The following is a 23,712-nucleotide window of genomic DNA, read 5'->3' as shown; positions in this document are numbered from 1 at the left end:
AGGTGGGTGATCCATATACCTGGCGAGACAGCACCGTTCTTAGGAACAAGCTGGGTTTACGCGACGATAAGACTCTTTCGGAACGAGAAGCCTTCTTCTCGGTCGTCCGGCATGGTGAGCTGACGTTACAGCGCGCCGCGCCGGCGATGACGGCGCGCGAGTATGGCGCCATCCACAAGCATATGTTCCAAGACGTCTATGAGTGGGCGGGCCGATTCCGCACCGTGGACATTAGCAAGCCGGGCAGCACCTTTGCGCGGGCGCACTTCATCGCGCGCAGCATGGACCATGAGTTCCGCCAGCTGCCGGATCTTCAAACTCTCAAATCCATGGACCGTGATCGCTTCGCCGACACGATGGCGCGCCATATCTCCGAGCTGAACGCCATTCACCCGTTCCGCGAAGGGAACGGCCGCACAATGCGCCTGCATTTGCAGCTTCACTCCCTCGCGGCAGAGAAGTTCGTTTCGATTCAGGCAATGGGGCCGATGGATTGGATGGAGGCGAGCCGAGACAGCTTCCATACCGGCAATCATGCCTCGCTCGCCAAGGTCATTCGGGACGCGATGCCGCAGGAGCAATCGCGCCGGGAACCGGCGCGAGGCCCCGCGGGCATCGCCATGCCGCCCGCCATGGATTCTCTTATGCCAGCGGGCGAGCGCCGCGCCATGAGCATCGAGCAGGCCAAGGAGCAGATCAATCGCTACTTGCCGACCGCGCAGGCCGTGGCCGCGCGGCAGTATGAGCAGCTGAACCGCCTCGCAGCGACTTCCGGCGACATGCGCCAGCTCGCCGAGCGTTCCGCGCAAGAGCTGGCATTCTTTCGCGATCCGAAAGGACCGCTCCACCATGTGCAAATTATCGAGCAGCGCCGCTATCACCAGATCGAGGTCAATTGGGCCGAGGGGATGGACCCCCTTCAACGGGTTCGCGCGATCAGTGCCGGCGCTGCATCCTTCCTGGACAAGATGAGCCCGCGCGACGTTCAAGCCGCCGATCGCGCGCTCCGGATGCAGGTCATGCCTCCCGGCGTCAGCCAAGTGGACTTGCGCCTTGCCGAGCAGTTCCAGAAAAATTCGCCCGAGCAGAACCGCGACGACGCGCGGCTTGCCCCCTTTCAGATCGCCATCGACAAGCGGGTTGCCGACGCCGTTGGAAAGGGCGCGTCCAAGGAGCAGCTGGCGGCGATCACCGAGAGCGCGAAATCCAATGTCGTCTCCGCGTTGCGCGAAGGTAAAATCCCTACGCAGAAGGCCGACAAGCCGAAGGATCGCGAGCGCTAGTCAATCGAGCGGCCGAGGGCCGCGCGCTGATAGTTTGTCAGCTGCCACATAGGATCGAGCGGCCCAGGGCCGCGCCCCGTCAGTGGTGGCAGCTGCCACCGGGGAACACCAAGGGCACCCGCCCTTTCGTTCCCGAAGCATAATCGACAGGACCGGGTTGCCCGACAAGTTCGGCCAGTTCCGGCGCGCTCGCGCGCGCCGGGGCCTCCCTAGTCGTGCCGCCCGCACCACTCCCATCGATTTTGCTTCCCCCTCCCCATCCCGCGCTTCGCCAGCGGGTCAGAGCCGCAGGCCGCAGGCAGCGGCTTCGCCTGAAGGAGTGAGGAAGAATGGAGATTACCCCCGAGCAGATCGCGACCATCGCGGCGCTTAACGACCTTGCGCGGCGGACCATGGGCGTCACTTGCCGCACCGTGGTTACGCAGGGAATCGGGGCGCTCGATGCCAGCGCGCAGACCGACATTTTCAAGCTGATCGAGAGCTTCGAGGATTTCACCCCGGACAATGACCCGAGGGGCGAGCATGACGCCGGTTTCCTTTATCGCGACGTGACCGGCCAATGGCATACCCGCTGGACCGACGACGACACGCGGCCCGCCCTCTCCGTCATGTGGAAGATCGACTATTACGACCGCGAGCTAGAGTTTGGCAGCGCCGAACCTTGGAATCCCGACGCCACGACGCGCGTGCTCACGATCCTTCTCGCCAACGAATATTGAAGGAGGCAGTCATGAGCAAAGCCCGTCCGGAGATCGAATTGAACTGGCGTGATGAGAATTACGGTTCCGTCTATGCCGTCGCCGCCTTCCGCAACTATGCGGGCACCTTCGATTGGAGCGAACGCACCCACCAGCGGTTTCGCGGATGCCTGAAACGCGCAGGCTTCGCCTTCCATCAGGGCCGGTGCAGCTACATCGCAAGCAGCGGCTCCCGCGAGGAAAGGAAGCGCGCTCTTTGTGACGAGCTGGACCGCGCAGGTTTCCAGATCGTTCGCGGCGACGTGAGGGGGGCAGCATGAACCGCGAGCGCCGCAAGCAGATCGCCGCAGCGCGCGCCCTGATCGATCAGGGCAAAGCCCTCTTTGATGAGGCGCGCGAAATGCTCGAAACCGTCAAGGACGACGAGCAGTCCGCCCGCGACAATCTTCCCCCGAGCCTTGCTGACGGCGAAGGCGCGGAGAAGATGGACGCCGCAATATCCGAACTCGAGAACGCGATTTCAGCCCTTGAGGACTTCGACGCCGACGAGATCGGCAACACCCTCGACACCGCCAGCGAATAGGAAGGATCGACCATGGAGCCCATGCGCCACCTTGATAGAGACACCCGCCGCGCGCGCCTCCTAGCCGCGCGGACGCGGCCCGTTGGCGGTATCAACCGCCGGGGCATCTTCACCGGCCATTGGGATGGCGGCGACGTTGTGCGCCAGTTCCGCGGCGGCACCGGATCATGGATCGGCCTTGCGCCCTACAAGGCCAAGGCGGACCCGGAGCCGCAGCCATGAAAGTCAGCAACACGGCGAGCGCGGTTCGCGCTACCCTGTCCCCAACTGAGATCAGCGAGTTGCAATTCGTGATCGAGGCGGCCGAGCGCGCGGGGCATTACATGCCCGCGCGCGTCCCCAACATGATTGCGGCGCTGGCGAGCAGCGCCGACGATGTTCGGATGAAACAGGCCGCGAAGCGCGCGGAGAAAGATCGCGTGAAGCGGATCGAACAGGATCGACGCGCGCGCGATCGTCAATTCATGCTGGGCGAACGATACAGCGTCATGGCGGGCCGCGCCGACTTTGCTGACGCGGCATCCGATCCGGACATTCGCCAATGGGTTGACCTGACATTCCACGAGATCATGGGAAGGCCGCTACCCGATCAATGCGAAATTCGCCGCGATGTTTGGCTTGTCCGCGTCGTCCAACTCAACGGCGGTTCGTTTGACGCTGTTGTGGGGAGCGATTGCACCGAAACCTCCGATCCCGCCGAAATCAACTCCCTTGCCGAGCAGCTGATCGCGCGCTTCGAGGGTGCAATCATGGAATGATGGCGTGGGTTGGCGGTGGCAGCTGCCACCGGCATCACGAAATTGTGAAGCCCGTCGCCACACACGCGCGGCGATTTTGTGTATCATAGCTTTGGGCGGTGGCATCGGAGGTTCGCAGTCTCCGGCGCAAATCCTACCGCTCAAAGGAGGTGCATTTGATTGACTACATATGAAGCCATGCAATTGACGATCGCAGCCGTTGCGCTCGTGATCGCGATTGTAAAGCTGGGGCAGCGTAAAGACTGACCCAGCGGGCGGGGGCCTTCGCAGGGTCTCCGCCCATCTATCTAACGCTTGGCGGGGCGGAAAGTTTGAGCCCGCCACGTTCGCAGCATGGCGGGCTCAGGTAGGTGCATTGACTGACCGTCAATGAAGCCATCCCCTATATAGCGCAAAATCCTTGCCGTTCCAATAAGCGGTCTATCGCGAGAATGTTCCGCTCTTGTTCTCTTTGGCGCATAAGCGCGGCATGGCCGCGAACTACAACCGCCCCAAGCCCGTTGATCCGATCTGGTATCGGCAAAGCTGCTATCTGCGCATCCATTGCGCTTGCGGGCGGCATGTCGCCGTGCCCCTGGGCGAGTTTGCCCGCTCCCGGCGCATTTCCTTCGATACGCGTATATACGAGCTGATCGCGCGGCTCCGGTGCAGCCAGTGCCGGCGCAAGCCTCATGCGGACGTGACGCGATACCGCGCCGGCAACTAAATGACGGAGGATCCGATTACTCGGATTCTTCCGGTGCTGTTTGTTGGCATGTCACAAGCGACATGCAGTATTGAGGCGGACGAGCCGCCGCGTCATTCATTCGATCTAGGGGCCTGTTCCGGCCCCCTGGCGCAAGGGCTGGACCGTCTCGGCCGCAAACGGCCTCGCTTGGCGACCATGGGGGTTTCCCCGCCCTTCCTTCGCTACGCTCCGTGCAGGCCGGGTGATCCCCCTCCCCATGCTCGGCCCTCATTTGCGCCATTCCCCGACCCCGCTCGCCGCTGGGCAGAAGTCGATGACCCGTCATCGCCTTCGGCTCCATTCTAGGCAGGGAACAGCACATGACCGACATTCCGCTGGCAACGATCCTTCGGATCAACGCCGCCCGCACCATTTCGCTCGCGCGCTATGAGGAAGAGGGCAACTTTGATCGCTTCGGCTACATCAAAGACCTTGCCGAGAACCATGGCGCTGACCTTCCCGCCGTCATCGAGATTGCCGAGCTGCTAGGGCCGGAGGAAGATTTTGACGGCCTCGTGACCACCATCGAGGACGCCGCCGAGGGCTTCGGCTTTGGCGCTCTCATTGCCGGGGAGGCGTGAGCATGGGGCAAGAGCTTATGACGCCCGCGCAGATCGCCGACATTTGCGAGGGCCGGGACAAGGCCATAACCCTTTGGCTGAACCTGTATGACACCTACCATTCGACCCGCGATGAGGCGGCGCGGCTTACCGTTGGCGGCGCGCTTTCGCTCTCATGTGGACGGGACTGGACCGAGGACACATTGACGCGCGCTTTCATCCAGTCGCAGCCTATCGAGCGGCGCGACAAGGAGACGGGATCGCGCGAGACTATCGAGGCACGCGACAATTTCGCGCGCGTCCTAACCGAAACGATGGACCGGCGATGCTGGACCGCTCTCATGGAGCAGCTGGGCTTTGACCAGCTGCTAGACCAGCAGGCCCGAAAGGAATTTCATGACGGGCTACGCGATGCCCCCGTTCCGTTCACGCCCGACAATTGCACCGCCACTTTCGGCCATATCTGGACAAATCGCCGCGACCTCTATTTGCGCGGGATCGCCAATGTCTTCGCCAAGCTGGACCGCCGCTTTCGTTCGCACAACGGTTTCAAGATCGGCGCGCGGCTCATCATCGAAGGCGCGATAAACACATGGGGATCATGGGAGCGCTACGAGCGCCGCGACACGCTGCGCGACGTGGAGCGCGTTTTTCTCGAACTGGACGGCAAGCCCCCCGTCGCCGAGGCGGCAAGCATCGCTAGTCTTGTCGGCCAGGCCGCGCGTGACCGCGCGTCACTGCCGACCGTTCTGCAGGGCGATTATTTCCGCGTCCGAATCTTCAAGAATGGCAATCTGCACATTTGGTTCGAGCGCGACGATATGTTGCAGAGCGTCAATCTCTTGCTCGCGGAGTATTACGGCGAAGCCATTGGCGACAGCTACGATACGACCGAGGCCGAAACCGCCCCCGCCTATCACGTCACGCCTGCCAAGAATTTCGGCGCGTTCATGACCTCGCCAGAGATCGCGGCGCAAGTGATCGAACATGCGAGGATCGGCCAAGGCCAGCGCGTTCTAGAACCAAGCGCAGGCAAGGCCGCGCTCGCGACTGCCGCGCGCGATGCCGGCGCCGATGTTACGTGCGTCGAGCTGCAACCCGGCTTCGCTCACGAATTGCGCGTCGTGCATGGTTTTGCGGATGCGATCGAGGGGGACTTTCTCGCCCTGGACCCGCAGCACTTCACACCGTTTGACGCGGTGATAATGAATCCGCCGTTCGATCGCGGCCGAGACTGTGACCATGTGCGCCACGCGCTCGCCTTCCTGAAACCCGGTGGCGTGCTGGTGGCGATCATGAGCGCCCGCGCCGAATATGGCGAGGATCAGCGCCATAAGGCCCTGCACCGCATGATCGAGGGGTGCAGCGCTATCTATTTCCATGGTCGGAAATGGATCGACCTTCCTCTCGGCTCTTTCGCCCACGCCGGAACCAACGTGAACACCGTTTTGCTGGCGATCCGAAAGCCGGGATGATTGGCGCAGGCGGTGGCAGCTGCCACCGCCTGCCTTGCTGGCAGATCGAGGCGACAAAGCCGCCGCGCCGTTTTCGACTAAGGCCTGTGGACATTCACTTCGCGGCGAGGATTGTCGCGACGAGGTGCCAGTTGGCGGTGTAACTGCAGGCAGTTTTCTCGTAGCGCGTAGCGATGGCTCGGAACTCCTTGATCTTCGCGAAGAAGTTCTCGACCAGGTGTCGCCACTTATAGGCATGCCGGTCGTAATTGCGCTTGATCTTGCGGTTCGCTTTGGGCGGAATGACTGCGCTCGCGCCGCGCACATCCAACTCGGCAAGCAGCCAGTCAGCATCGAAGGCCTTGTCGGCCAGAAGCGCATCGAATGCTACGTCCTCGATCAGCGGTGCGACGCCTTTCAGGTCATGAGCCTGACCCGGCAGGAGAACAAGGTTGAACAGGTTTCCAAGCGCATCGACCAGCGCCACGATCTTGGTGGTCAGTCCGCCGCGCGAGCGCCCGATGGCCTGAGCGTGAGTCCCCCCCTTGCGCCGCTCGCCTTCTGGTGAGCCTGAACGATAGTACCGTCGATCAGCGCGTATTCAAAATCCGGCTCGCCGCGGATCTCTCTGAAAAGACGTTCGAAAACACCACCCTTCGCCCATCGTCGGAAGCGCCGGAACACGCTGTTCCAATTGCCGAATTCCGGCGGCAGATCCCGCCATGGAAGACCGGTGCGCACACGCCAGAGAACCGCCTCTAAAAACATGCGATTGTCCTTACCCGTCACACCGCTATCGCTCTTCTTGCCGGGAAGGTGGGGTTCAACGCGCGCCCATATCCCATCCGTCACCACAAATCGCTGCTCGTCCATTCAGAACTCCCCTTGGGAATCCTGAATCAGAAATCAGGCAGCGTGGGAATCCTGAATGTCCACAGGCCTTAGATCGCAAGCGGATCTAGTCCAGGCGAAGGGGGGCGGCCTCCCCCCTTCCCGTCAAGGGCCTGGCCGTCTCGGCCGCAAGCGGCCTCCCTTGGTGATCGCGGCGGTTTCCCCGCCCTTCCGCGCTTCGCTTGTGCAGGGCGGGTGATCCCCCTCCCCCGCGATCAGCCCTCAATGCCGGTTCATCCCCCCCGGCTTCGCCAGCGGGCAGAAGTCGATGACCGTTCATCGCCTTCGGCTCCATTTAAGAAGGGAAAACACATGAAAATCCGCATCTACCGCCAGACCGAGCAGGGACTTGACCGGATCGAGATCGAGGGCGGGACAGTTGAAATCATCGTGAACCGAGCCGCCGTCGAGGGCTTCCAATGCACCGACTATAACAGCAACCCGCGCCAGCGTTTTGAATTGCAGGGCGCGCCGAAGTTCGCAGGCGTTTCCGGTCCTATGTGGGATGGCGATGCTATCCGTTACGAGTGCAGCGCCACCTATGCGGAGTTGAGCGCATGAGCGCCGCCGCCGCGATCCGCACCGAGCAGGCCGACGAGCTGGGCGAACAGATCGTTGCCGCAGGTTTTGCCGCAAGTGGCTTCCTGCTGGACATAAACGGGGCGCTTGATGTGCCCCGCAACTTTCCGCTTCCTGCCCCTTGGAATCTGCCCTCGCGCCTGTTTCAATTCCCGATTGAGGTAATCCGGGCCGAGCAGGACGAACCGCGCAAGATTGGCCTTCGCCATCCCTTGCTTGCCGCCCATCCTTTCGTGCAGCACGTTGAAAGAGTGCTAGGCGTCGAGATCGCCCGCGAAGGCGTGACGAACCGCTACGGCTATAGCAACCGCACCAATGGGCTTTGGCATCATGCCGTTGATCTAATCAGCGCCGGGAAATGGCGCGAATTGCTCGACACACAGGAGTTCACCGAACCGAGCTGCATCTTTCAGGCCGTTGTCTTCGGCTGTCGCTATTCCAACCATGGGGACAGCAACGGTCGCGGCCACATCAACACCGCCGAGGCGCGCCAGATCATGAGCGAAATGGGCGGGACCGAACCGGCAGACCGCAGCTCTATCATCCGCACGTTTTCCGCGCCGAGCATGTGCAAGCAGGATAGCGGCAGCGAGCATTGGCCCATCAATACGGGCCGCATGAATGCAGAGGATCAGGCGTGGGCCTTCATCCACGGCATTGAGGATGGATGGTTTGCGCACGATCGTTCCGGCCATCTGCAATGGACGCCGCTGGGCCGCGATCGTTACGCCGCAGGCGATAGCGCCAGCTTCACCGAGGCGAGCGGCCAGACCGCGTTCGCCTTTTGAGGGGATCGAGCATGGCTCGTCATTGCATCCGCGAAGCGCGCTATATGGGGTGACTACACGAAAGTAACGTATCTGCACGCTAAGGGCGAACAAATCCGGTACAATGCCAGCGGAAGCTACCTGTAGGTACTCAACGGCGTGTTCAACCTATCCTTTGAGCATGTGTCGATCATTGCGGGCGCCGATATGGGAGGGCCGCAAGCCGGCTCATCAACGATCGAGGTAGAGCCCTGCTGGCCAAGTATGTGAGCCGGTTGCCCATCCCCGGTATGGCGAAGGATCGCCGATGAACCAGAGCATCGACGGCAAGGGTCGCGCAGCGATCAACGTCCATCAAGCCAAACTTCCCCCACTTCAAATCGCTGAGGGCAGCCATATCGGTGTCAATGCCACCGGGTGCAAAAGACCCAACGCTCACACCCGTCCCGGCAAGCTCGACGGAAAGTGCCCGCATGAGGGTACTCACATAGGCTTTCGACGCGCCGTAGACCGCTTGGAAGGGTACGGATGTTTCGCCCGCCAGGCTCGACACTGCGATTATTGAGGATTCAAACGGCTGCTGCCGGAAGATCGCAATCAGGCGGGCCAGCAAATCCGTGAAGCCGGCTACGTTTGTTCCAATCACCTCGGCATAGGCGTCGGCACGGCTAGCATCAAACGGACCGGCGCTCGTCAGCCCGGCAGCCAAGAAAGCCGCATTGACTTTCAATTCTATAACCTTGGCCGCGATCTTCTCCCTGCCCTCAATTTCACGTTGATCGGCCACTATGATCTCGCACGGGACATTAAACCGCTCGTCAATTTCAGATTGTAGCTCCCGCAAGTTGTCGAGCCTTCGCCCAACAATCAGGGGCTTGGCCTGGTACGATGCCGCCAAACGGAGGGCTGACGCCCTGCCCAAACCGGTTGAGGCCCCTGTAACCAGCACCCACGAGTTCTGGATCGGCAGCGGTTTCATGCGCTTTCCAGAGCCTTGTACAGGGCGGTTTTCCCGATCTTGAGCCGAGCCGCCGCCTCACGAACAGTTAGGCCCGCTGCGATGTACGTCCGCGCCTTGCGCAGCTTGTCGGGAGTGACGACAGGGCGGCGGCCGCCCTGACTACCGCGCTCGCGCGCGGCTCGCAGGCCAGCATGGGTGCGTTCCCGGATCAGATCGCGCTCGAATTGGGCCAGCGAGCCGAAGATGTTGAACACCAGCATGCCGCCCGAAGTGGTGGTGTCGATATTCTCGGTGAGTGAGCGGAACCCGATGCCGCGCGCCGCAAGCTCGCCGACCTTCTCGATCAGGTGGCTCATCGAGCGGCCGAGGCGGTCGAGTTTCCAGACCACCAGCGTGTCGCCGGGGCGCAAATAGGCGAGCGCTTCGGTTAGGCCAGGCCGATCGGCTTTTGCCCCGGATGCGTGATCGTCGAATATACGGTCGCACCCGGCAGTGTTCAGCGCGTCAAGCTGGAGCGACAGCTTCTGGTCTGCGGTCGAGACGCGCGCATAGCCGATCAGCGCCACATGATGCCCGATCCTGTCCGTTTTCCCGTCATTATGCGATCTTGTCCGAATCGCCGTTACAGGTCCAGAGTTAACGGACATATTCCTGTTGGCCGCCAGAGGACCGTCTGACGGACAGGCACAGAGAAGGAGATGATGTTGGCGAGGCGGCGACTGGTGAGCCCGGAAATCTGGGCGGGGCATTATGACGCGCCGCTCGATGAGCGCGAGATTGCACGTCACTATACGCTGACCAGCGACGATCTGGAATTTGTCGGCCGCCGTCGCGGCGATGCCACCCGGCTCGGTTTCGCGATGCTCCTGCTCACCATGAGATGGCCTGGCCGTGCGCTGGAAGCGGGCGAAGTCCCGCCCGCACCCGTGCTCGCTTATGTGGCCCGCCAACTTGGTGTCGCGCCCGAAGCCTTTGCGGCCTATGCTCATCGGGACCAGACCCGTCGCGAGTATCTCGTTGAAATCCGACGATCGCACGGGTTCAGGATCTTCGACCGCGACGCCTTCCGTGAAGTTGTCGCCTTCTCGATCCCGATCGCGCAGACCATCATCCATCCCGGCCAGATGGCAGGGGTCATCGTCGATGAACTCCGCCGTCGGCAGATCCTCCTGCCTTCTTCGTCGATTCTCGAAGCGGTACTGCGACGGGCTCGCCAGCAAGCTGAACAGCTTACCTATGAAGTGCTCACAAATGGCCTGCTGCCCGACACACTACAGGGCCTGGACGATTTGCTGGCGCGACGGTCGGGGCAGGCCACCACATGGCTATCCTGGCTACGCAATGCGCCACAGTCGCCGGCAGCGCGCAACATCCTGCGCCTGATCGAACGGCTCGCCTATGTCCGCGCACTGGGCCTCGATCGCGGTCGGGCCGACATGATCCCGGCTTCGACTTTTGACAGGCTGGCGGACGAGGGCAGCCGCATCACGCCCCAGCATTTTGGCGAACTCAATGCCCTGCGCCGACATGCGACGCTGGCGGCAACCGGCATCCGCCTTGAGGAAAGCCTGACCGACGCGGCCCTGACGATGTTCGACAAGCTGTTGGGCAGCATGGTGCGCCGCGCCGAAAACCGGACCCGCGACAAAGCCCTCAAGACGGTGCGCGAGCTGCAGGGCCATCTCCGGACGCTCACAGGGTCTTGCCGTATCCTCATCGACGCGCATACCAACGGCGTGGACTCGCTGGCGCAGATCGAGGCGCTGGACTGGCAGCGCTTCGCCATGGCGGTCGAGCAAGCCGAAGTGCTCGGGCGACCGGAAACCGTCGATCGCACCGCTGAATTGATTGATCGGCATCGCACGGTAAAGCTCTTTGCCGGCCCCCTTCTCAACACCTTTGAATTTCGCGGCGCCGGCGCGGTGCAGGGACTCCTGTCGGCGCTGGCCATTATCGCGGAGCTATACCGGACCGGCAAACGGCGCTTGCCTGATCGCGTGCCGCTGCGCTTTGTACCATCAGCATGGCGGCCGTTCGTCCTGCGGGATGGCATCATCGACCGTGCCGCATATGAACTATGCGCCTTGTCCCAGCTACGCGAGCGGCTGCGAGCGGGAGACATATGGGTCGCGGGAAGCCGCCAGTTTCGTGATTTCGACAGCTACCTCATACCACCGGCCACCTACGCGGCGCTTCGCGAGAAGGGGCCGCTGCCGCTCGCCATCGAAACGGACTTTGAGCGCCATATCGAGGAAAGGCGCACCAGGCTCGATACGGCGATCGAACAGGTAACGGTCCTCGCGCGACAGGGCGAACTGCCCCAGGTCAGACTTGACGAAAACGGCCTCATCATCTCGCCGCTGAAGGCGGCAACGCCGCCCGCCACCGAGATGGCCCGTCGCGCCGCCTATGATCGGCTGCCGCGCGTGAAGATCACCGATCTCCTGCTTGAGGTCGATGCCTGGACCGGGTTCAGCGAATGTTTCATCCATCGGCGTTCGGGCCGGCAGGTCGACGATCGCAATGCTTTGCTCACCGTCATCCTTGCCGATGGCATCAATCTCGGCCTCACGCGCATGGCGGAAACCTGTCGGGGCGCAAGTTTGCGCCAGCTCGCCCATCTTCACGACTGGCACATCAGCGAGGCCGCCTATGGTGAAGCGCTGGGAAGACTGATCGACGCCCATCGCACCATGCCGCTCGCCGCGCTGTGGGGAGACGGCACCACCTCGTCGAGCGACGGACAACAATTTCATGCCGGGGGTCGTGGGGCCGCGATCGGCGACATCAACGCGCGCAGCGGCAACGAACCGGGCGTCGCCTTCTACACCCATGTCTCGGATCGATATGATCCCTTTGCGAGCCGGGTGATTGCGGCGACTGCCGGCGAAGCGCCCTATGTGCTGGATGGCTTGCTGTATCACCAGACGGGCCTGACGATCGAGGAGCACTACACCGATACGGGTGGAGCATCGGACCATGTGTTCGGCCTCATGCCCTTCTTCGGCTACCGCTTCGCCCCGCGCCTGCGCGACATCAAGGAGCGTCGCTTGCACCTCCTGCCTGGCCAGGAATCTGGCCCCTTGCTCGGCGGCATGACGGCCGAGCCGATCGCATTGGGTCATGTCGCCGCGCATTGGGACGAACTGCTGCGGTTCGCCACATCGATCCGTACCGGCACCGTCACCGCTTCGGCGATGCTGCGCCGCCTGTCCGCCTATCCGCGACAGAATGGACTGGCCCTCGCGCTGCGCGAGCTTGGCCGCCTCGAACGCTCGATCTTCATGCTCGACTGGCTGCGCGACATCGATCTGCGCCGGCGCACCCAGGCGGGCCTCAACAAGGGTGAAGCCCGCAACGCGCTCGCTCGCGCGCTCTTCTTCAACCAGCTCGGCGAACTGCGCGATCGGCGGTTCGAGAACCAGACCTATCGCGCATCCGGCCTCAACCTGCTCGTCGCCGCCATCATCCTGTGGAACACCCGCTATCTCGAAATGGCGTTGGCTGACATCGCAACGCCCGACGAGATTGCACGCCACATCGCGCCATTGGGCTGGGAGCATATCTCGCTGACCGGCGACTATAGCTGGAATGTCGAAGATCGGCCTGATCCGGATGCCCTGCGCCCCCTGCGCGCCGTCAGTTCCCTGCTCGCCGCGTGATGTTCGCCCTCCGTTCTCCCTTAGCGTGCAGATACGTCACTTTCGTGTAGTGACCCCAAGCTGCATTTCGCAGCGGATGCGGCAACCGCGATACGCCTACGGCGCAATGCGGCGCTTGGTCAGGCGTGCTCCTTTGAAAAGCGCGCGGCGAGCCGTGCACTTGCCCCGCTCCTGGTCGCGAGCCTGGCGCCATACCGCATCACGGTCTTGGGATCGCGCCAGCGGTACGCCTGCATGATTGCAGGCAGAGCCTCCCCCGCCGCGAAATTGTCCTGCGCGACCCCGACCCGGATCGAATGCGACGATACCGCCGATACCCAGCGTTCCAGCTCCGCTTCCGAGATCGGCCCGAGCAGCTTCTTTGCCCAGGCGGCCCGAATGACCCGCCTGTAGATGAGCGTGATGCTGTTGGGGTGCAGCCGTTCGGTGCCGATCGCCGCGACCGACCCATCAAAATGCGTTTCGACCCGGCGGAACAGCGGTCCTTTGCGGATGCCTGCCTTCTCGCGCCATCTCGCGATCGCATCCATCGTCGCAGGCGAAAGATAGGCATAGGCCCCCTCCCCTTCCCGGTCGGTCTTGCTCGACGGAATGAACAGCGTGCCCGCGCCATCGCTGTCCGGCCCTTCGATATGTCCGACCTCGATCGCCACCAACTCGGACCGGCGCGCCCCGGCGTCATAGGCCACGCGCAGCAGGGCGGCGTCCCGCAAGCCCAGCTCGTCCCGACGGCATGCCTTCAGGAGATGGACAAGGCAAACGCCCGACGGCGGGCTGTCGAGATCCGCGATGTCACCCTTGAAGCGCAGCGCGCGCGCCTGGCGCTGGCGGACGCCGAGCGATTTGCGCGCCGCTTTCATCTCGAGCTTGACCAGCGGTGCGGCGGTGGGATCGGCAATGCCCGCCATTCGGTATGCCCAACCGACGTTTACGATGTAGCGTTCAATCGTCGCCATCGCCCGAATCGTTTCGTCGGACAGCTCGAGCCCAGCAAGCGATCGAACCCAGCGGGAGACGTCGTGTGGCTTGGCCGACGGCGGGTCGAGGCGATTGCGGCGGCACCATTGTCCCCAGATGGTCAGGTCCGATCGGAACGCGCGGCGTGTATTATGCGACCAGCCCCGGACGGCAGCAGACACAAGTTCCGCATCGATCGGCGCAGATGCACCGACCAGGTCGCGCACGTCGCGCACCACCAAGTCGAGCACAGCGCCATCGCGCACGTCCATGGCTGCCGAAAGCGTCATCGGGAGCGTCTCGTCACGCGCCCCCTGTCAGATCGGCAGGACGCGCCCTCCAACGATCCTGATCGTGGCGCCGCCATTCGGGGTCGATCGCCATCACCTCGCGATCGAGGATCTCGACGATGCGCTGCGCGGCTGGCCTCCCGAGCAGCACGTCCGCCGCGTCGTAGATGCCGCGGCCGTAGCGGCCGACGAGCAATGCCGCCAACCCCGGCGTTTCTTCTCCGCGCGATACGGCAACTGCCCGGCTTCGCGCATAATCCGTTACCAGCGCGGTGAGCTTACCTTCTGCGGCATGTTCGTCCATTGACTTCTCCGTGCTCTAGCCGTTGGCCGCGAGCGCATTCAGGCTTCTTGGTCCACTTTCACCAAGGCCGACTGGCCTTGTGAAGCGCGATATCCGTCACCGCGAAATCCTTGCCCGTGCACAGCAGCGGCTCGCCGCGTTCTCTGGCCACAGCATAGACCATAAGGTCGAGCAGGTTGAGCGGTCCGCCATTGCCGTTCCCAGAACCGTAAAGCGGTTCGGCTTCGTTTGCGATCCTCGCGTGGTCATGCGTGAACGCCAGTGTCGCGCAGCCGCGGCGTTCGAACTTGGCAAGCATATCCTCAGCTTCGGCCCGCAGACCAAATCGCTGGTTGCTCGCGACACGCACAAACTCAACCATGGCGGGTGCCGGAATTCCGCCTCGTTCGGCGACGATCGCCTCGACCAGCGCCTCACTGCCCTCCTCGCCCGTCAGCACCGCGATCAGCGCCGAAGTATCAATGATCATCGGGGCAACCCGTCCTCGTCCCAAAGCTCGGCGTCAATCTCCGCCATGGTCGGATATGTTCGCTTGGGGACGCGCGCTTGGATCGCCCTAATCTCCGCAAGGAACGCGTCTCGGTCCTTTTCCTTTGGCAGCGGCATCCGGTCCAGCGCCTCTTCGATAATTTCAACCTGGCTGCGGCCGTCGCGGGCGAGCAGTTCGAGGCGCTTGAGCGCATGATCGGAGCGGATGGTGATGGCGCGCTGTTTGCGGCGCGGCGGATGATGGGCGGCAGTAGCCACGACGGCACTCCTACGGTTCAGATTTGATCGGCCCCTGATTATAGTGGCCGTGCTGCTACAGCGCAAGCACGGTTCATCTAATGTTGATAACGATCCATTATCAACACTAGGCATCCGGGCATACTTTACTGAACTTTGCTTTCAGTTCACTATTGGGCATGGCTGACATGCCCTCGCCCGCCTCTTATGGCCCCGATTATACCCCACAAATGGCGGCAGCCATAGCGTCTTGCACCGCGTCCATTTCTCGCCTGGATGCTCGAATTTCCGTCAGTTCCGCCGCCTCGGCATGGAACCGGCGGGCTACCTGGTCAGGCTATGCGCGGGCGCTGCAACTGCAATCGGCCGAGGTCGACGAAATCGACGTATTTTCCTGGGGTTGCGGGCTCCAGATCCCCGGCCGGCCGCTGCGCTCGACCACCCTCGACCTGTTCGACCGCTTCGATGCGTGGGCCGCGGCGCTCGCCGATCCCGACCCGCTCGCCTGGCGCGATACGCTGCCCACCGCCATCAGCGCGCCGGCGGTTGCCACGCAGCACCCTGCCCTCGTCCGCGCGCTCGATCAGGTCCGCCAACACGCGCTGGCGGATGGCGGCATCCTGCCCTGGCTCGGCCTGCCGTTCGCGCTACGCGATAGCGGCCTCTCCGCGAGCACCCTCCCCTGCCTCGCCGGCGGCGCCAAGGCGTTCCGGCTGAAGCGCAAACCCGACGCCGATGATTGGCTGGCGGTGTTGCGGGCGCTCGAACGATCGGCGCGCGAGGGTCTGGAACGGCTTCACGATCTGGAGAAATTTCATCGCAACGCCCAACGCGCGATCGTCGAAGCGTTCCGTCCGGGCGCCCTCCCCCGGCTGCTCGCGCTCACGCATCATCGCCCGCTGCTATCGCCCCAGGGAGTTGCCGATGCGCTGGCCCTCAGCGTCGCCGGAGCGAGCAAGCTGCTGGAGCGGGCCGTCGCCGCGGATCTTCTGGTCGAGATTACCCAGCGGCGCAGCTGGCGGCTGTTTCTGCCACCGGACCTTGCGGTCGAATTCGGTTATGCAGCACCGAAGCGCGGCCGTCCGGCGAAGGAGCCCCCTCCCCTGCCCGCGAGCCGCGACCTCACCGTGGCTTTCGATGCATTTGATCAGGAAATGGCCGCCATCGACAAGCTGCTTACAAGCGCGCGCGGGCCAAAGCTTTCGTCGCCATGACAGGTGTTGCGAATCAAATGCGAATTTGCGGTGGGAGCAAGTGGGGTTCACAATCATGTGCGCTCTGATTTTGATCACAAACTTGTGACAACTGGCCCAAAATACGGCCCAGCCAGACGCCCGCACAGAGCGATTTGACGCTATTCATGAGGCCGTGGATGCCAGAAGGCCCAAAAGCGCCTGGTAAGGCTCTGGCGGCGTTTTAGGACTATTTCTCGGTTTGTTCCGATTTTGAGGGGTGCGCTGGATATGAAGCACCCTGGCTTCGGCGGTATGTACCCTAACATTTCACAAGCTGATCGAACGAGGTGATGTCGCGTGAGCGCTACGCCAGCTGGATGCCCGTTCGATGGCAGACGTTCAGCATCGAGGTAGATCCAGGCTTCCAACAGGCCCTCGAGAGTTTGGACTTCGATCTGGGCTCGCCGACATTCGATTCTTTCGAAGGCGTCGAGGCAGACCCGGTGATGAGGTAGGTCAGGCGACAGGATGAGGTGAACCGGGATCTCGTCCGCCATCGTCCGCGGGAATCAAGGCAGGGTAGCCAAGATGATGGGACCAGCTTCGAGTGCGCATCGTCGAGTGTTGTCGCGCTGATTGATCGGGAGGCGGGCGATGCACGGTTCGGCAGCGGATGTTGAACGCCATCCTCTGGATGCTCTATGCTCGTGCGAGATCGGGCACTGGGCCTTGTCATTGTGTTCGGTGCTTGCCGATGGCGTCCCCTCCCCCTTCAATCTTTTCAAAGAAAGGGAGAAGCGCCGCAGGCGCCGTTAATTCCTTTAGAAATAAAGATAGAAAGTTAGGCTGTGGATGCGCCGGACGCGACTCATGGATTCATCACGAGTCGGGGAATTCAGCGCGTTCCCGTAATACCGTCTGACCGTTCCTGAAATACCCTGTGCGGTGTTCCCATTGGACCGTGATTCGGTTCCCAATGTACCGTGCGCCGTTCCTGAAATACCGTGTGGGCGGGTCATTGGAGATCGGGGCGGAAAGGGCGGTAAAACGCGTTTTACTCGATGCTACATCCCTGATTTCCCGGAGTTTTGAGCTTCCTGACGACACAGGCGGACACAGTTGATAGCCACTCTTGTAGCCGCGATCATGACACTCGGGCACTTGCTGGCCGGGAAATCGGCAAGGCCTCCCGACTCTCCCACGGTATATTAGGAACGAAGGGCCGATCGAGACAGGCGGCCAGCCTCTGGAGCGGAGTTTCGCTCTGGTTTGAACTTCAATGACTGGCTGCCGGGCGCTTGAAACGGCGGTCGCCGGGCCATCATCTCCGGGCCTGGCGAGGCGTGAATACACGTCGATGGCGCGGTACTTTGGGAACGGCCGCCTATTGGGCTCGGCCGTTTGATCTCGTCTGCCATGGCGGACCGAGGCGGCGGAGTTTTCCTCCGCACGGTATTTCAGGAACGCCTGATCGATTGCCGCGGAGCCGATCTCGATAAACGATCGCAGCGTTCCCCCCTTCCCTTCCCTCTCGTTCCAGGAAGCGCCGGCACGAGATTGACCCGCCATCTGCTTTATCCGGCTTATATCCTGGTTGCTTGGAAACGACGTGCGATGATCGAAAGGGTGTCCGCGTTCCTGATGTACCCGGCGCCGGTCAACTGGTGGGATGATCGATGCCCGAGCCTGGCCCGGAAGGACGTAACGGCTTGGCCAAGGTGGCTGTGACTTCGGCCCGCACAGCGTAATAGGCGAAAATAATGGCGGCAACGCCCGGCCGCTGAGCCCCGCGTCATGGCTGAGATCTCATATTCTATGGGATAGCGTCCCGGTAGGACGGGGTGCTCGGTGGGGAGGGGCCGCGCAACTGCCGGCCCTTGTCCGTCGGTACTTCAGGAACGCAAGAACTATGCGCAACTCGGGTAGCGGAAGGTTGTTCCTGAAAGGCCGCGCTGTTCGAAGCGGCGCTGTAGCGCGCTACAGCGCCGCGCGTTGCTTCGAACAGAATGTTGCGAAGATCTGCGTGATGTTCCTGGCGTCGTATGCGATTTCGCGCTGCCTCAGGAATGACCGAAAGTCGTCGGCGACCATGCCGTGGTCACGCTGCGGTTCGGGCAGGTTGGCCCGTGCGATGGCGCCAAAGGCGCTATGGGCGATATGTCCATATTCCGGGAAGGCGATCGGCGGTTCGTCGATCGCCTTGTCTTGTGCGGAAGGAGTAGCCCGGCCAGGCGTGGGTGCAGTCTGGACCAGGGCAGGGGAGGGGGCTCCGGGTTCGCTCGTGAGGTTGCGCCTGACCATGCGCAGGAACGGTTCGGCCTCTGCGCGCAATTCCAGTTCGAGCGCGTAACCCGGCAGCGCGTTTTCCCGGACGATCTTGGTCATCTCGAATTTGAAGCGACGATAGTCACCTTCCGCGCCCGATTTTTCGAACAGCGTCGGCATGGAGATCGCGAAGCCGTCCGTTCCGGCGCCGCCGGCGTGCTTGCGCGCAACCCGGTACAGCCAGCGTTCTCTCCCCCCGGTGAGCGAGAAATAGGCGGGATCGATCGCGAGGACGCCGCCTTCCATCAGCACGCCGTCGTAAAACCACTTGGCGAGGGTGATGCGCATACCTCGCACGTTGCCCGTGCGGTCCTTGAGCTGACTGTAGCTGTCGATCCAGGAGAAAGTGGTTTCGACAGCGTCGCCCGAGCGGATATTGGTCTTCACCGTGGTTGACTGCAGACGGTCAAGCGCATTGCCCAGCAAGTCATAGGCTCGGCCGCCGACCTCGCGTTTGAGTGTCCTGAGCATGTCGTAGGGCACGACGTTCAAGGTTTGCGGAATGTCGTTCGCACCGCGGCGCTTATGTTCGATGAGCACCGAGGCGCAGTAGATCAGGATGTCGAGATCGTAGATCGTGGCGAGGCCATATTCCGAGTTGGCCGAAACATGGACGGTAACTTTTCGGTCCGGACTGACATAGTCGATCGGCTTCAGGCGCTTGCGCTTGGACAGGGAAAAGAATGGGCGTTCCATCGTTTCGCGCTGGTCGCGAAGCGGCAGTGCCGTCAGTTGCGGCAGAAAGAGGTCTACTTGACCGTCTTCGCGGTAGTCCTGTGGCATCTCATGTCCTGCAACACGCGTAAAACGCGTTTTACTCCATCATAACGATTTGAAAATAAAAGATTTATTGTGGATTCTCATTATCGCGCAAATCTCGCGCTCTCGATGACCGGACGCAGTGCGTCCAGAATCTCATCGACCGATGCGCGGCCTTTTGGATTGATGTTGATCGTGATGCCCTTCGCCTTGGTATCGGCGAGAACTTGTCCGATCTCCTTGCCCGAAGCTGCCGTCAGAGCCGGCTTCGCCTTTGGCGAAGGCGCAGGCCTGGAAGGTGTCACGGCCGCGGCCAGGCGTTCGCAGACTTTGCTGCCCTCGATCTTTTCCGCGCCGGCGGCCAGCAGCTCTTTCTGCTCGGCGGCGATTATGGCCGCCTCACCGAGAATGGCGTCGCGATAGCGCTCATCCTTGATGAGCGGCGACAGGCGCATGCCGTGACGGACCTTCAGGTCGCCTGGTTCCGCAAATGCGCTCACCACCTCGTCGGGGAGTTCGGCGAGTTGCAGCAGATTGTGAAGATTCTGCTTGGGGATCGCCAGGCGCTCGGCCATCTGCGCCCTGACGCCCTTATAATAGGCTTCCACCGCGTGCCGATAATTTCGGGCCCGCTCGAGATCGGTGACGTCCTCGCGCTCCCGGTTTTCCAGGTCCGCGAGACGGAAGGCGCCTTCGTCATCGAGCGTTTCGATCCGGGCTACGAGTTCGATCTCGCTATGGTTGTTCGCATGGAGCCAGGAGATCGAAAAATGACGACGTGTGCCGACGATCAGCTCATAGGGCTGTTCGGCATTGGGGGTTCGCCTGACGACCACCGGTTCGCGATTGGTTCCTTCCTCCCTGATCGATTCAATCAGGGAGGCGCAGCGGTCATAGCTAAGCGCCGCATAGTCGCGCGCATTGCCTGGCCAGATCGAGCATTCCGACGGCTTCAGGCGAATGGTGAGGCGCTTGACGGTGCGCGCGATCTCATCGAACGCAACCCCGCGCCGTTCGAGGAAGGACGGTGTCGCCGGTTCTTCGGCGGGCTTTTCTCGATCCGCGTGATCCCCGGCGACGGGACCATCGGCCGCGCGTGTCGGGGGCGGTGTCGTGCCGATGCTTTCGATGGCGTTCGCCAAGAGACTCCGCCGTCTGCCCCCCGCGCTGCTCATGCGGCCTCCGTCAACCGATCGGTGCCAAGCTGCGCCATCCGCGATGGCCACTGCTTGCAGATGTCTTTCTCTACCTCGCGGAAGACCATGTTGAGATTGTCGCGGCAGCGAACATAGGTCTGATGCGAGCCGTAGGGTTTGTTGATCTCGTAAATCGAAGACATCGAAAGTCCCGCATTCTTGATCTCTTCCGAGAGCAGAATCGGTGTCGAGAGCATTTGTCCGGCGTAGGTCTTCTCCATGACCTGGAGCATCTGCGCCTCGTTCGTGCGACTGGGCTGGAACATCGTGCAGACGACCCGAATGAAGCCATAGTCGATCGACGTGTCGAACTTGGAGACGAGATCCATCGCCTCGCGGCAGGTCTGCATGAAATGAATGGTCGACAGATAGTCGAGCTGCCGGGCAGGGACGGGGATCAACAGGCCATCGGCCGCAGTCAGCGTGTTCACGCCGAGAAACCCCATGGCCGGGGGAGGGTCGAGAATGACGACGTCATAGTCGTGACGAACTTCCTCCAGTCCGATCCGCAGCATGCGGAACGCGCCCGCGATCGCTGTCGGTCCTTCCTCGATCGTCGCGGTCAGTTCCCATTCGGTGTCCTGCAGGCCGAGGTTCGCCGGGCAGATGTCGATATTGGGCCAGGCTGTCTTCTGGATCGTCTTGCGCAGCGAATCCGCTTCGTCGATGCGCGGCGACAGGAAATTCGACAGCGTATGGGTCTCGTCGACCAAGGCCTCGAGATTGACGTCGAACATCACGCTCATCGAAGCCTGGGGATCGCAGTCCACGACAAGAACCCGGTAACCCCGCAGGGCAAGATAATCGGCAAGGTGCTTGCCCGTGGTCGATTTGCTGACACCGCCCTTGAAATTCTGCACGGCCACGACGACCGCTCGCTCGGACGGCAATTTGCCCATCTTGATACCGAGCGCTTCGCGAATCGCGATCAAATCCTCGACCGTGTAATATCTGCGCCCGTTGGCGGACGTCTTCGGCGCAGGAAGGCGTCCACGCGCTTCCGCCTTGGACAGGGCTTCGGGCGTCCTCCCCAGAAACTCCGCGGCGACCGAGGCCCCCATTGAAATATTGAGGGTTTTCCTGTCGGATGGATCTATCGCCGCTTGCCGCAGAACGGTTTTTGCATTCTCGCACGAGGTGATCATCGCATCGAGAATCTGACCCGACAGCATGGGCGTTGTCCCCCTTCTCAACCCAAATTGGCCTTGGTTCGTGAAAAAGGTCGAAAAAAGACCCCTTATCCCGGACAGCTATGCCAAAAGGATGGTGGTTAGTCAAATTGGTAGCAGCTGGCGCCATCATGCAAGGACAACGCTGCTCTCAGATGGAGAGTCCGGGATCATTCCGGGCGAACGGACAAGCTCCGGTTTCCATGCGAATCAAGTGATCGCCAGAATTGGCGGCAAGCATAGATCGGTCTTGTCGCCGCTTCGAGAATGGAACTCAAATTCCTTCCCGGCGGCATCCGAGTTGGCGGTGGTCCACGAATCGGACAGGGCCAGAACTGCCGCTGACGATGTTCTCCTGGCGCTCGAATAGGCGGCGACAAGGCCCACCGCCATCGAGGCATTCATTCCGCTCGCAGGAAATCCCATCCGCAAACCGGCCGTGCACCCCGGTGGCTATTCGCGCTTCCTCGATCCGCGCACGCAGCCCGGAGCACAGATAGACCGCGATCTGATGGCCGGGAGAAAGAGGGAGAGGGGCAGGGGCATGCAAGCAGGAGGAATGCCATGCCGCTTACAGCCCGACGACCATCCCAGGAACTCATCGATCTCGTAGGTGCTCTCGGTGGCACCTGGCATGGCCGCACCGCCATGTGCCTGTGCCCGGCGCATGCTGATAGCACACCAAGCCTCTCGATCCGTCAGGGCGATCGCGGTATTCTTGTCACTTGCTTTGCCGGTTGTGATCGCGAAGATGTCCTGCGCGAATTGCGCCGGATACCGATCCGGCAACACTACTCCTACCGGGACATGCCCGCGCGCGCTTCGGGCAATGCCGCACGGCTCTGGGAGAAGGGGCTTCCGATCCCGGGCACTCTCGCTGAGCGTTACCTGACGCTGCGGCATCTCGAGCCGCCTACCGATGATCTCCGATTTCATCCACGCTGTCCTTATCGTCCCAAGCCCTGGACCACGTTCCATCCCGCCTTGCTCGTGGCCGTGCGCGAAGGGCGGCGACTGACTGCCATCCAGCGCATCTTCCTCGACCGGGAAACCGGCAAGTACCGCATGAAGCTCATGCTGGGGCGGCCAGGGCAGGGGGCATGGCAAGGGGGAGGGCGGGCGGCTTCTTGCCTGGCGCTTGCCGAGGGCTTCGAAACCGCGCGGGCCTTCACCCTCATTCAAGGAGCTCCCTGCTGGGCGAGCTTGGGTGCACGGCGTCTCGATCAGATCCTGCTGCCGCAAGGTCTGACATCCTTGATCCTCGCCGTCGACAATGACGCCGAAGGTGAACTGGCGGCGGCACGCGCGGCGTTGCGATATGCTCGGCCCGGTCTTGAGATAACGTGGATGGCGCCGCGCGGCGTCAAAGACTGGGCGGAGGTATTGGAGGCGTCTATGGGATCATTGCGATGAACGAGGCCCGCAGGACGCATATCCGCTCGATCGCCCTGGACCGCGACGTGCGGTTCCTGCTGCATTTCACCCAAGCTGCGAATCTCACTGGGGTCGTGAAGCATGGCTTATGGCCGCGCCGCGATCTGGCAGCAGCCGATCATTTGGCATACGCCAGTGATTACGGCCGATTGGACGGAAACAAAGACGCCGTCTCTGTTTCGATTTTGTGCGTGAGCGAGCCGAGGTTCGCTGGCGGCGAAGAGGAGAGGCGAGACCTCGCACCCCATTTTCCCACCGACCGTGAAGCCGAAGTGCAAGTTTTTCAGCGGATCGAAGCCGACCACATTCCTGGTGCCATCGTCGGTCAACCGGGACTGGCGGAACCCGTGAGAGCTACTCTGAAATGGCTGTCCGGCCGACTGCGGCAGGTTGAATTTCAGGATTTCGGTCTGGTCTGAGGATAGAAGCGACTGCGGCGGTGGTCGATCGCATC

At 62.1% G+C, this 23,712-nt stretch carries 25 protein-coding genes and 1 pseudogene; 15 read left to right on the top strand and 11 right to left on the bottom strand.

The window, feature by feature from the left end:
* Positions 1-2 precede the first annotated feature (2 nt).
* The 9 genes from L286_RS26965 (at position 3) to L286_RS26925 (ending at position 6,084) form a co-directional block, all read left to right on the top strand.
* Positions 3-1,283, top strand: coding sequence for a Fic/DOC family protein (locus L286_RS26965; protein WP_025160929.1), 1,281 nt, complete (start codon positions 3-5; stop codon positions 1,281-1,283).
* A 329-nt stretch (positions 1,284-1,612) separates the two neighbouring features.
* Complete coding sequence (locus L286_RS26960; RefSeq protein ID WP_020820229.1) at positions 1,613-2,002, top strand: DUF3768 domain-containing protein; 390 nt, start codon at positions 1,613-1,615, stop codon at positions 2,000-2,002.
* Positions 2,003-2,013: 11 nt separating this feature from the next.
* Positions 2,014-2,301 carry a hypothetical protein gene (locus L286_RS26955; RefSeq protein ID WP_020820230.1) on the top strand — a complete coding sequence of 96 codons (288 nt, stop codon included), beginning with the start codon at positions 2,014-2,016 and terminating at the stop codon, positions 2,299-2,301.
* On the top strand, positions 2,298-2,564 hold the full coding sequence (locus L286_RS26950) for a hypothetical protein (protein ID WP_020820231.1): 267 nt from the start codon (positions 2,298-2,300) through the stop codon (positions 2,562-2,564). The genes L286_RS26955 and L286_RS26950 overlap by 4 nt, the downstream gene beginning before the upstream one ends.
* A gap of 12 nt (positions 2,565-2,576) precedes the next feature.
* On the top strand, positions 2,577-2,786 hold the full coding sequence (locus tag L286_RS26945) for a hypothetical protein (RefSeq protein ID WP_020820232.1): 210 nt from the start codon (positions 2,577-2,579) through the stop codon (positions 2,784-2,786).
* Positions 2,783-3,322, top strand: coding sequence for a hypothetical protein (locus tag L286_RS26940; protein WP_020820233.1), 540 nt, complete (start codon positions 2,783-2,785; stop codon positions 3,320-3,322). Before L286_RS26945 ends, L286_RS26940 begins: the two co-directional genes overlap by 4 nt.
* A 469-nt stretch (positions 3,323-3,791) precedes the next feature.
* Positions 3,792-4,028 (top strand): hypothetical protein, encoded by a 237-nt coding sequence (locus L286_RS26935; RefSeq protein ID WP_020820234.1) that lies wholly within the window; start codon positions 3,792-3,794, stop codon positions 4,026-4,028.
* 341 nt (positions 4,029-4,369) lie between these two features.
* Positions 4,370-4,630, top strand: coding sequence for a hypothetical protein (locus tag L286_RS26930; protein WP_020820235.1), 261 nt, complete (start codon positions 4,370-4,372; stop codon positions 4,628-4,630).
* A gap of 17 nt (positions 4,631-4,647) precedes the next feature.
* Entirely contained in the window at positions 4,648-6,084 is a 1,437-nt protein-coding gene (locus L286_RS26925) for a DUF4942 domain-containing protein (RefSeq protein WP_020820236.1), read from the top strand.
* 94 nt (positions 6,085-6,178) lie between these two features.
* Here L286_RS26925 and L286_RS47635 read toward each other — a convergent pair.
* A pseudogene (locus L286_RS47635) lies at positions 6,179-6,936 on the bottom strand (IS5 family transposase).
* 330 nt (positions 6,937-7,266) lie between these two features.
* Between L286_RS47635 and L286_RS26910 the strand changes: the two are divergent.
* The gene (locus L286_RS26910) at positions 7,267-7,515 is read left to right on the top strand and encodes a hypothetical protein (protein WP_020820237.1); all 249 of its coding nucleotides are present in this window, start codon (positions 7,267-7,269) and stop codon (positions 7,513-7,515) included.
* Positions 7,512-8,321 (top strand): hypothetical protein, encoded by an 810-nt coding sequence (locus L286_RS26905; protein ID WP_020820238.1) that lies wholly within the window; start codon positions 7,512-7,514, stop codon positions 8,319-8,321. The genes L286_RS26910 and L286_RS26905 overlap by 4 nt, the downstream gene beginning before the upstream one ends.
* 169 nt (positions 8,322-8,490) lie before the next feature.
* Here the strand turns inward: L286_RS26905 and L286_RS26900 are convergent, their stop codons facing one another.
* Positions 8,491-9,279: an SDR family NAD(P)-dependent oxidoreductase gene (locus tag L286_RS26900; RefSeq protein WP_020817919.1), complete on the bottom strand. Its 789-nt coding sequence runs from the start codon at positions 9,277-9,279 to the stop codon at positions 8,491-8,493.
* The gene (locus tag L286_RS26895; RefSeq protein WP_020817918.1) at positions 9,276-9,827 is read right to left on the bottom strand and encodes a recombinase family protein; all 552 of its coding nucleotides are present in this window, start codon (positions 9,825-9,827) and stop codon (positions 9,276-9,278) included. The genes L286_RS26900 and L286_RS26895 overlap by 4 nt, the downstream gene beginning before the upstream one ends.
* 138 nt (positions 9,828-9,965) lie before the next feature.
* Here L286_RS26895 and L286_RS26890 point away from each other — a divergent pair, with 138 nt between their 5' ends.
* Entirely contained in the window at positions 9,966-12,923 is a 2,958-nt protein-coding gene (locus L286_RS26890; protein ID WP_031286075.1) for a Tn3 family transposase, read from the top strand.
* Between the two features lie 119 nt (positions 12,924-13,042).
* Here the strand turns inward: L286_RS26890 and L286_RS26885 are convergent, their stop codons facing one another.
* From L286_RS26885 to L286_RS26870, 4 genes are read right to left on the bottom strand one after another with little or no spacing between them, the layout of a single operon-like run.
* Positions 13,043-14,170 (bottom strand): tyrosine-type recombinase/integrase, encoded by a 1,128-nt coding sequence (locus L286_RS26885; RefSeq protein WP_020819377.1) that lies wholly within the window; start codon positions 14,168-14,170, stop codon positions 13,043-13,045.
* 13 nt (positions 14,171-14,183) lie between these two features.
* Positions 14,184-14,474 carry a hypothetical protein gene (locus L286_RS26880; protein WP_020819378.1) on the bottom strand — a complete coding sequence of 97 codons (291 nt, stop codon included), beginning with the start codon at positions 14,472-14,474 and terminating at the stop codon, positions 14,184-14,186.
* A 58-nt stretch (positions 14,475-14,532) separates the two neighbouring features.
* A complete protein-coding gene (locus tag L286_RS26875; protein ID WP_020819379.1) occupies positions 14,533-14,943 on the bottom strand; it encodes a type II toxin-antitoxin system VapC family toxin in 411 nt (136 codons plus the stop codon).
* The gene (locus L286_RS26870) at positions 14,940-15,221 is read right to left on the bottom strand and encodes a hypothetical protein (protein WP_020819380.1); all 282 of its coding nucleotides are present in this window, start codon (positions 15,219-15,221) and stop codon (positions 14,940-14,942) included. Before L286_RS26870 ends, L286_RS26875 begins: the two co-directional genes overlap by 4 nt.
* A 158-nt stretch (positions 15,222-15,379) precedes the next feature.
* On the opposite strand from L286_RS26870, the gene L286_RS26865 reads away from it, so the two are divergent.
* Complete coding sequence (locus L286_RS26865; protein WP_025160827.1) at positions 15,380-16,414, top strand: hypothetical protein; 1,035 nt, start codon at positions 15,380-15,382, stop codon at positions 16,412-16,414.
* A gap of 1,938 nt (positions 16,415-18,352) precedes the next feature.
* On the opposite strand, the gene L286_RS26860 is transcribed toward L286_RS26865, so the two are convergent.
* The 4 genes from L286_RS26860 to L286_RS48285 all read right to left on the bottom strand — a co-directional run bounded on the left by L286_RS26860 (position 18,353) and on the right by L286_RS48285 (position 22,217).
* Positions 18,353-19,483, bottom strand: coding sequence for a replication initiator protein A (locus L286_RS26860; RefSeq protein ID WP_020819382.1), 1,131 nt, complete (start codon positions 19,481-19,483; stop codon positions 18,353-18,355).
* 80 nt (positions 19,484-19,563) lie between these two features.
* Positions 19,564-20,634 (bottom strand): ParB/RepB/Spo0J family partition protein, encoded by a 1,071-nt coding sequence (locus tag L286_RS26855; RefSeq protein WP_025160828.1) that lies wholly within the window; start codon positions 20,632-20,634, stop codon positions 19,564-19,566.
* Positions 20,631-21,827 carry an AAA family ATPase gene (locus L286_RS26850; RefSeq protein WP_015460581.1) on the bottom strand — a complete coding sequence of 399 codons (1,197 nt, stop codon included), beginning with the start codon at positions 21,825-21,827 and terminating at the stop codon, positions 20,631-20,633. The genes L286_RS26855 and L286_RS26850 overlap by 4 nt, the downstream gene beginning before the upstream one ends.
* Before the next feature lie 207 nt (positions 21,828-22,034).
* Positions 22,035-22,217, bottom strand: coding sequence for a hypothetical protein (locus L286_RS48285; protein ID WP_020819384.1), 183 nt, complete (start codon positions 22,215-22,217; stop codon positions 22,035-22,037).
* Positions 22,218-22,388: 171 nt separating this feature from the next.
* Here L286_RS48285 and L286_RS0124110 point away from each other — a divergent pair, with 171 nt between their 5' ends.
* Complete coding sequence (locus L286_RS0124110; protein ID WP_021224597.1) at positions 22,389-23,237, top strand: DUF7146 domain-containing protein; 849 nt, start codon at positions 22,389-22,391, stop codon at positions 23,235-23,237.
* Complete coding sequence (locus L286_RS26845; RefSeq protein ID WP_020819387.1) at positions 23,234-23,677, top strand: hypothetical protein; 444 nt, start codon at positions 23,234-23,236, stop codon at positions 23,675-23,677. The genes L286_RS0124110 and L286_RS26845 overlap by 4 nt, the downstream gene beginning before the upstream one ends.
* The last annotated feature ends 35 nt before the right edge of the window (positions 23,678-23,712 follow it).

The sequence above is a fragment of the Sphingobium sp. HDIP04 genome (assembly GCF_000445085.1).
GTDB classification, from domain to species: domain Bacteria; phylum Pseudomonadota; class Alphaproteobacteria; order Sphingomonadales; family Sphingomonadaceae; genus Sphingobium; species Sphingobium indicum.
This window is presented reverse-complemented; position numbering and strand designations above follow the sequence as displayed.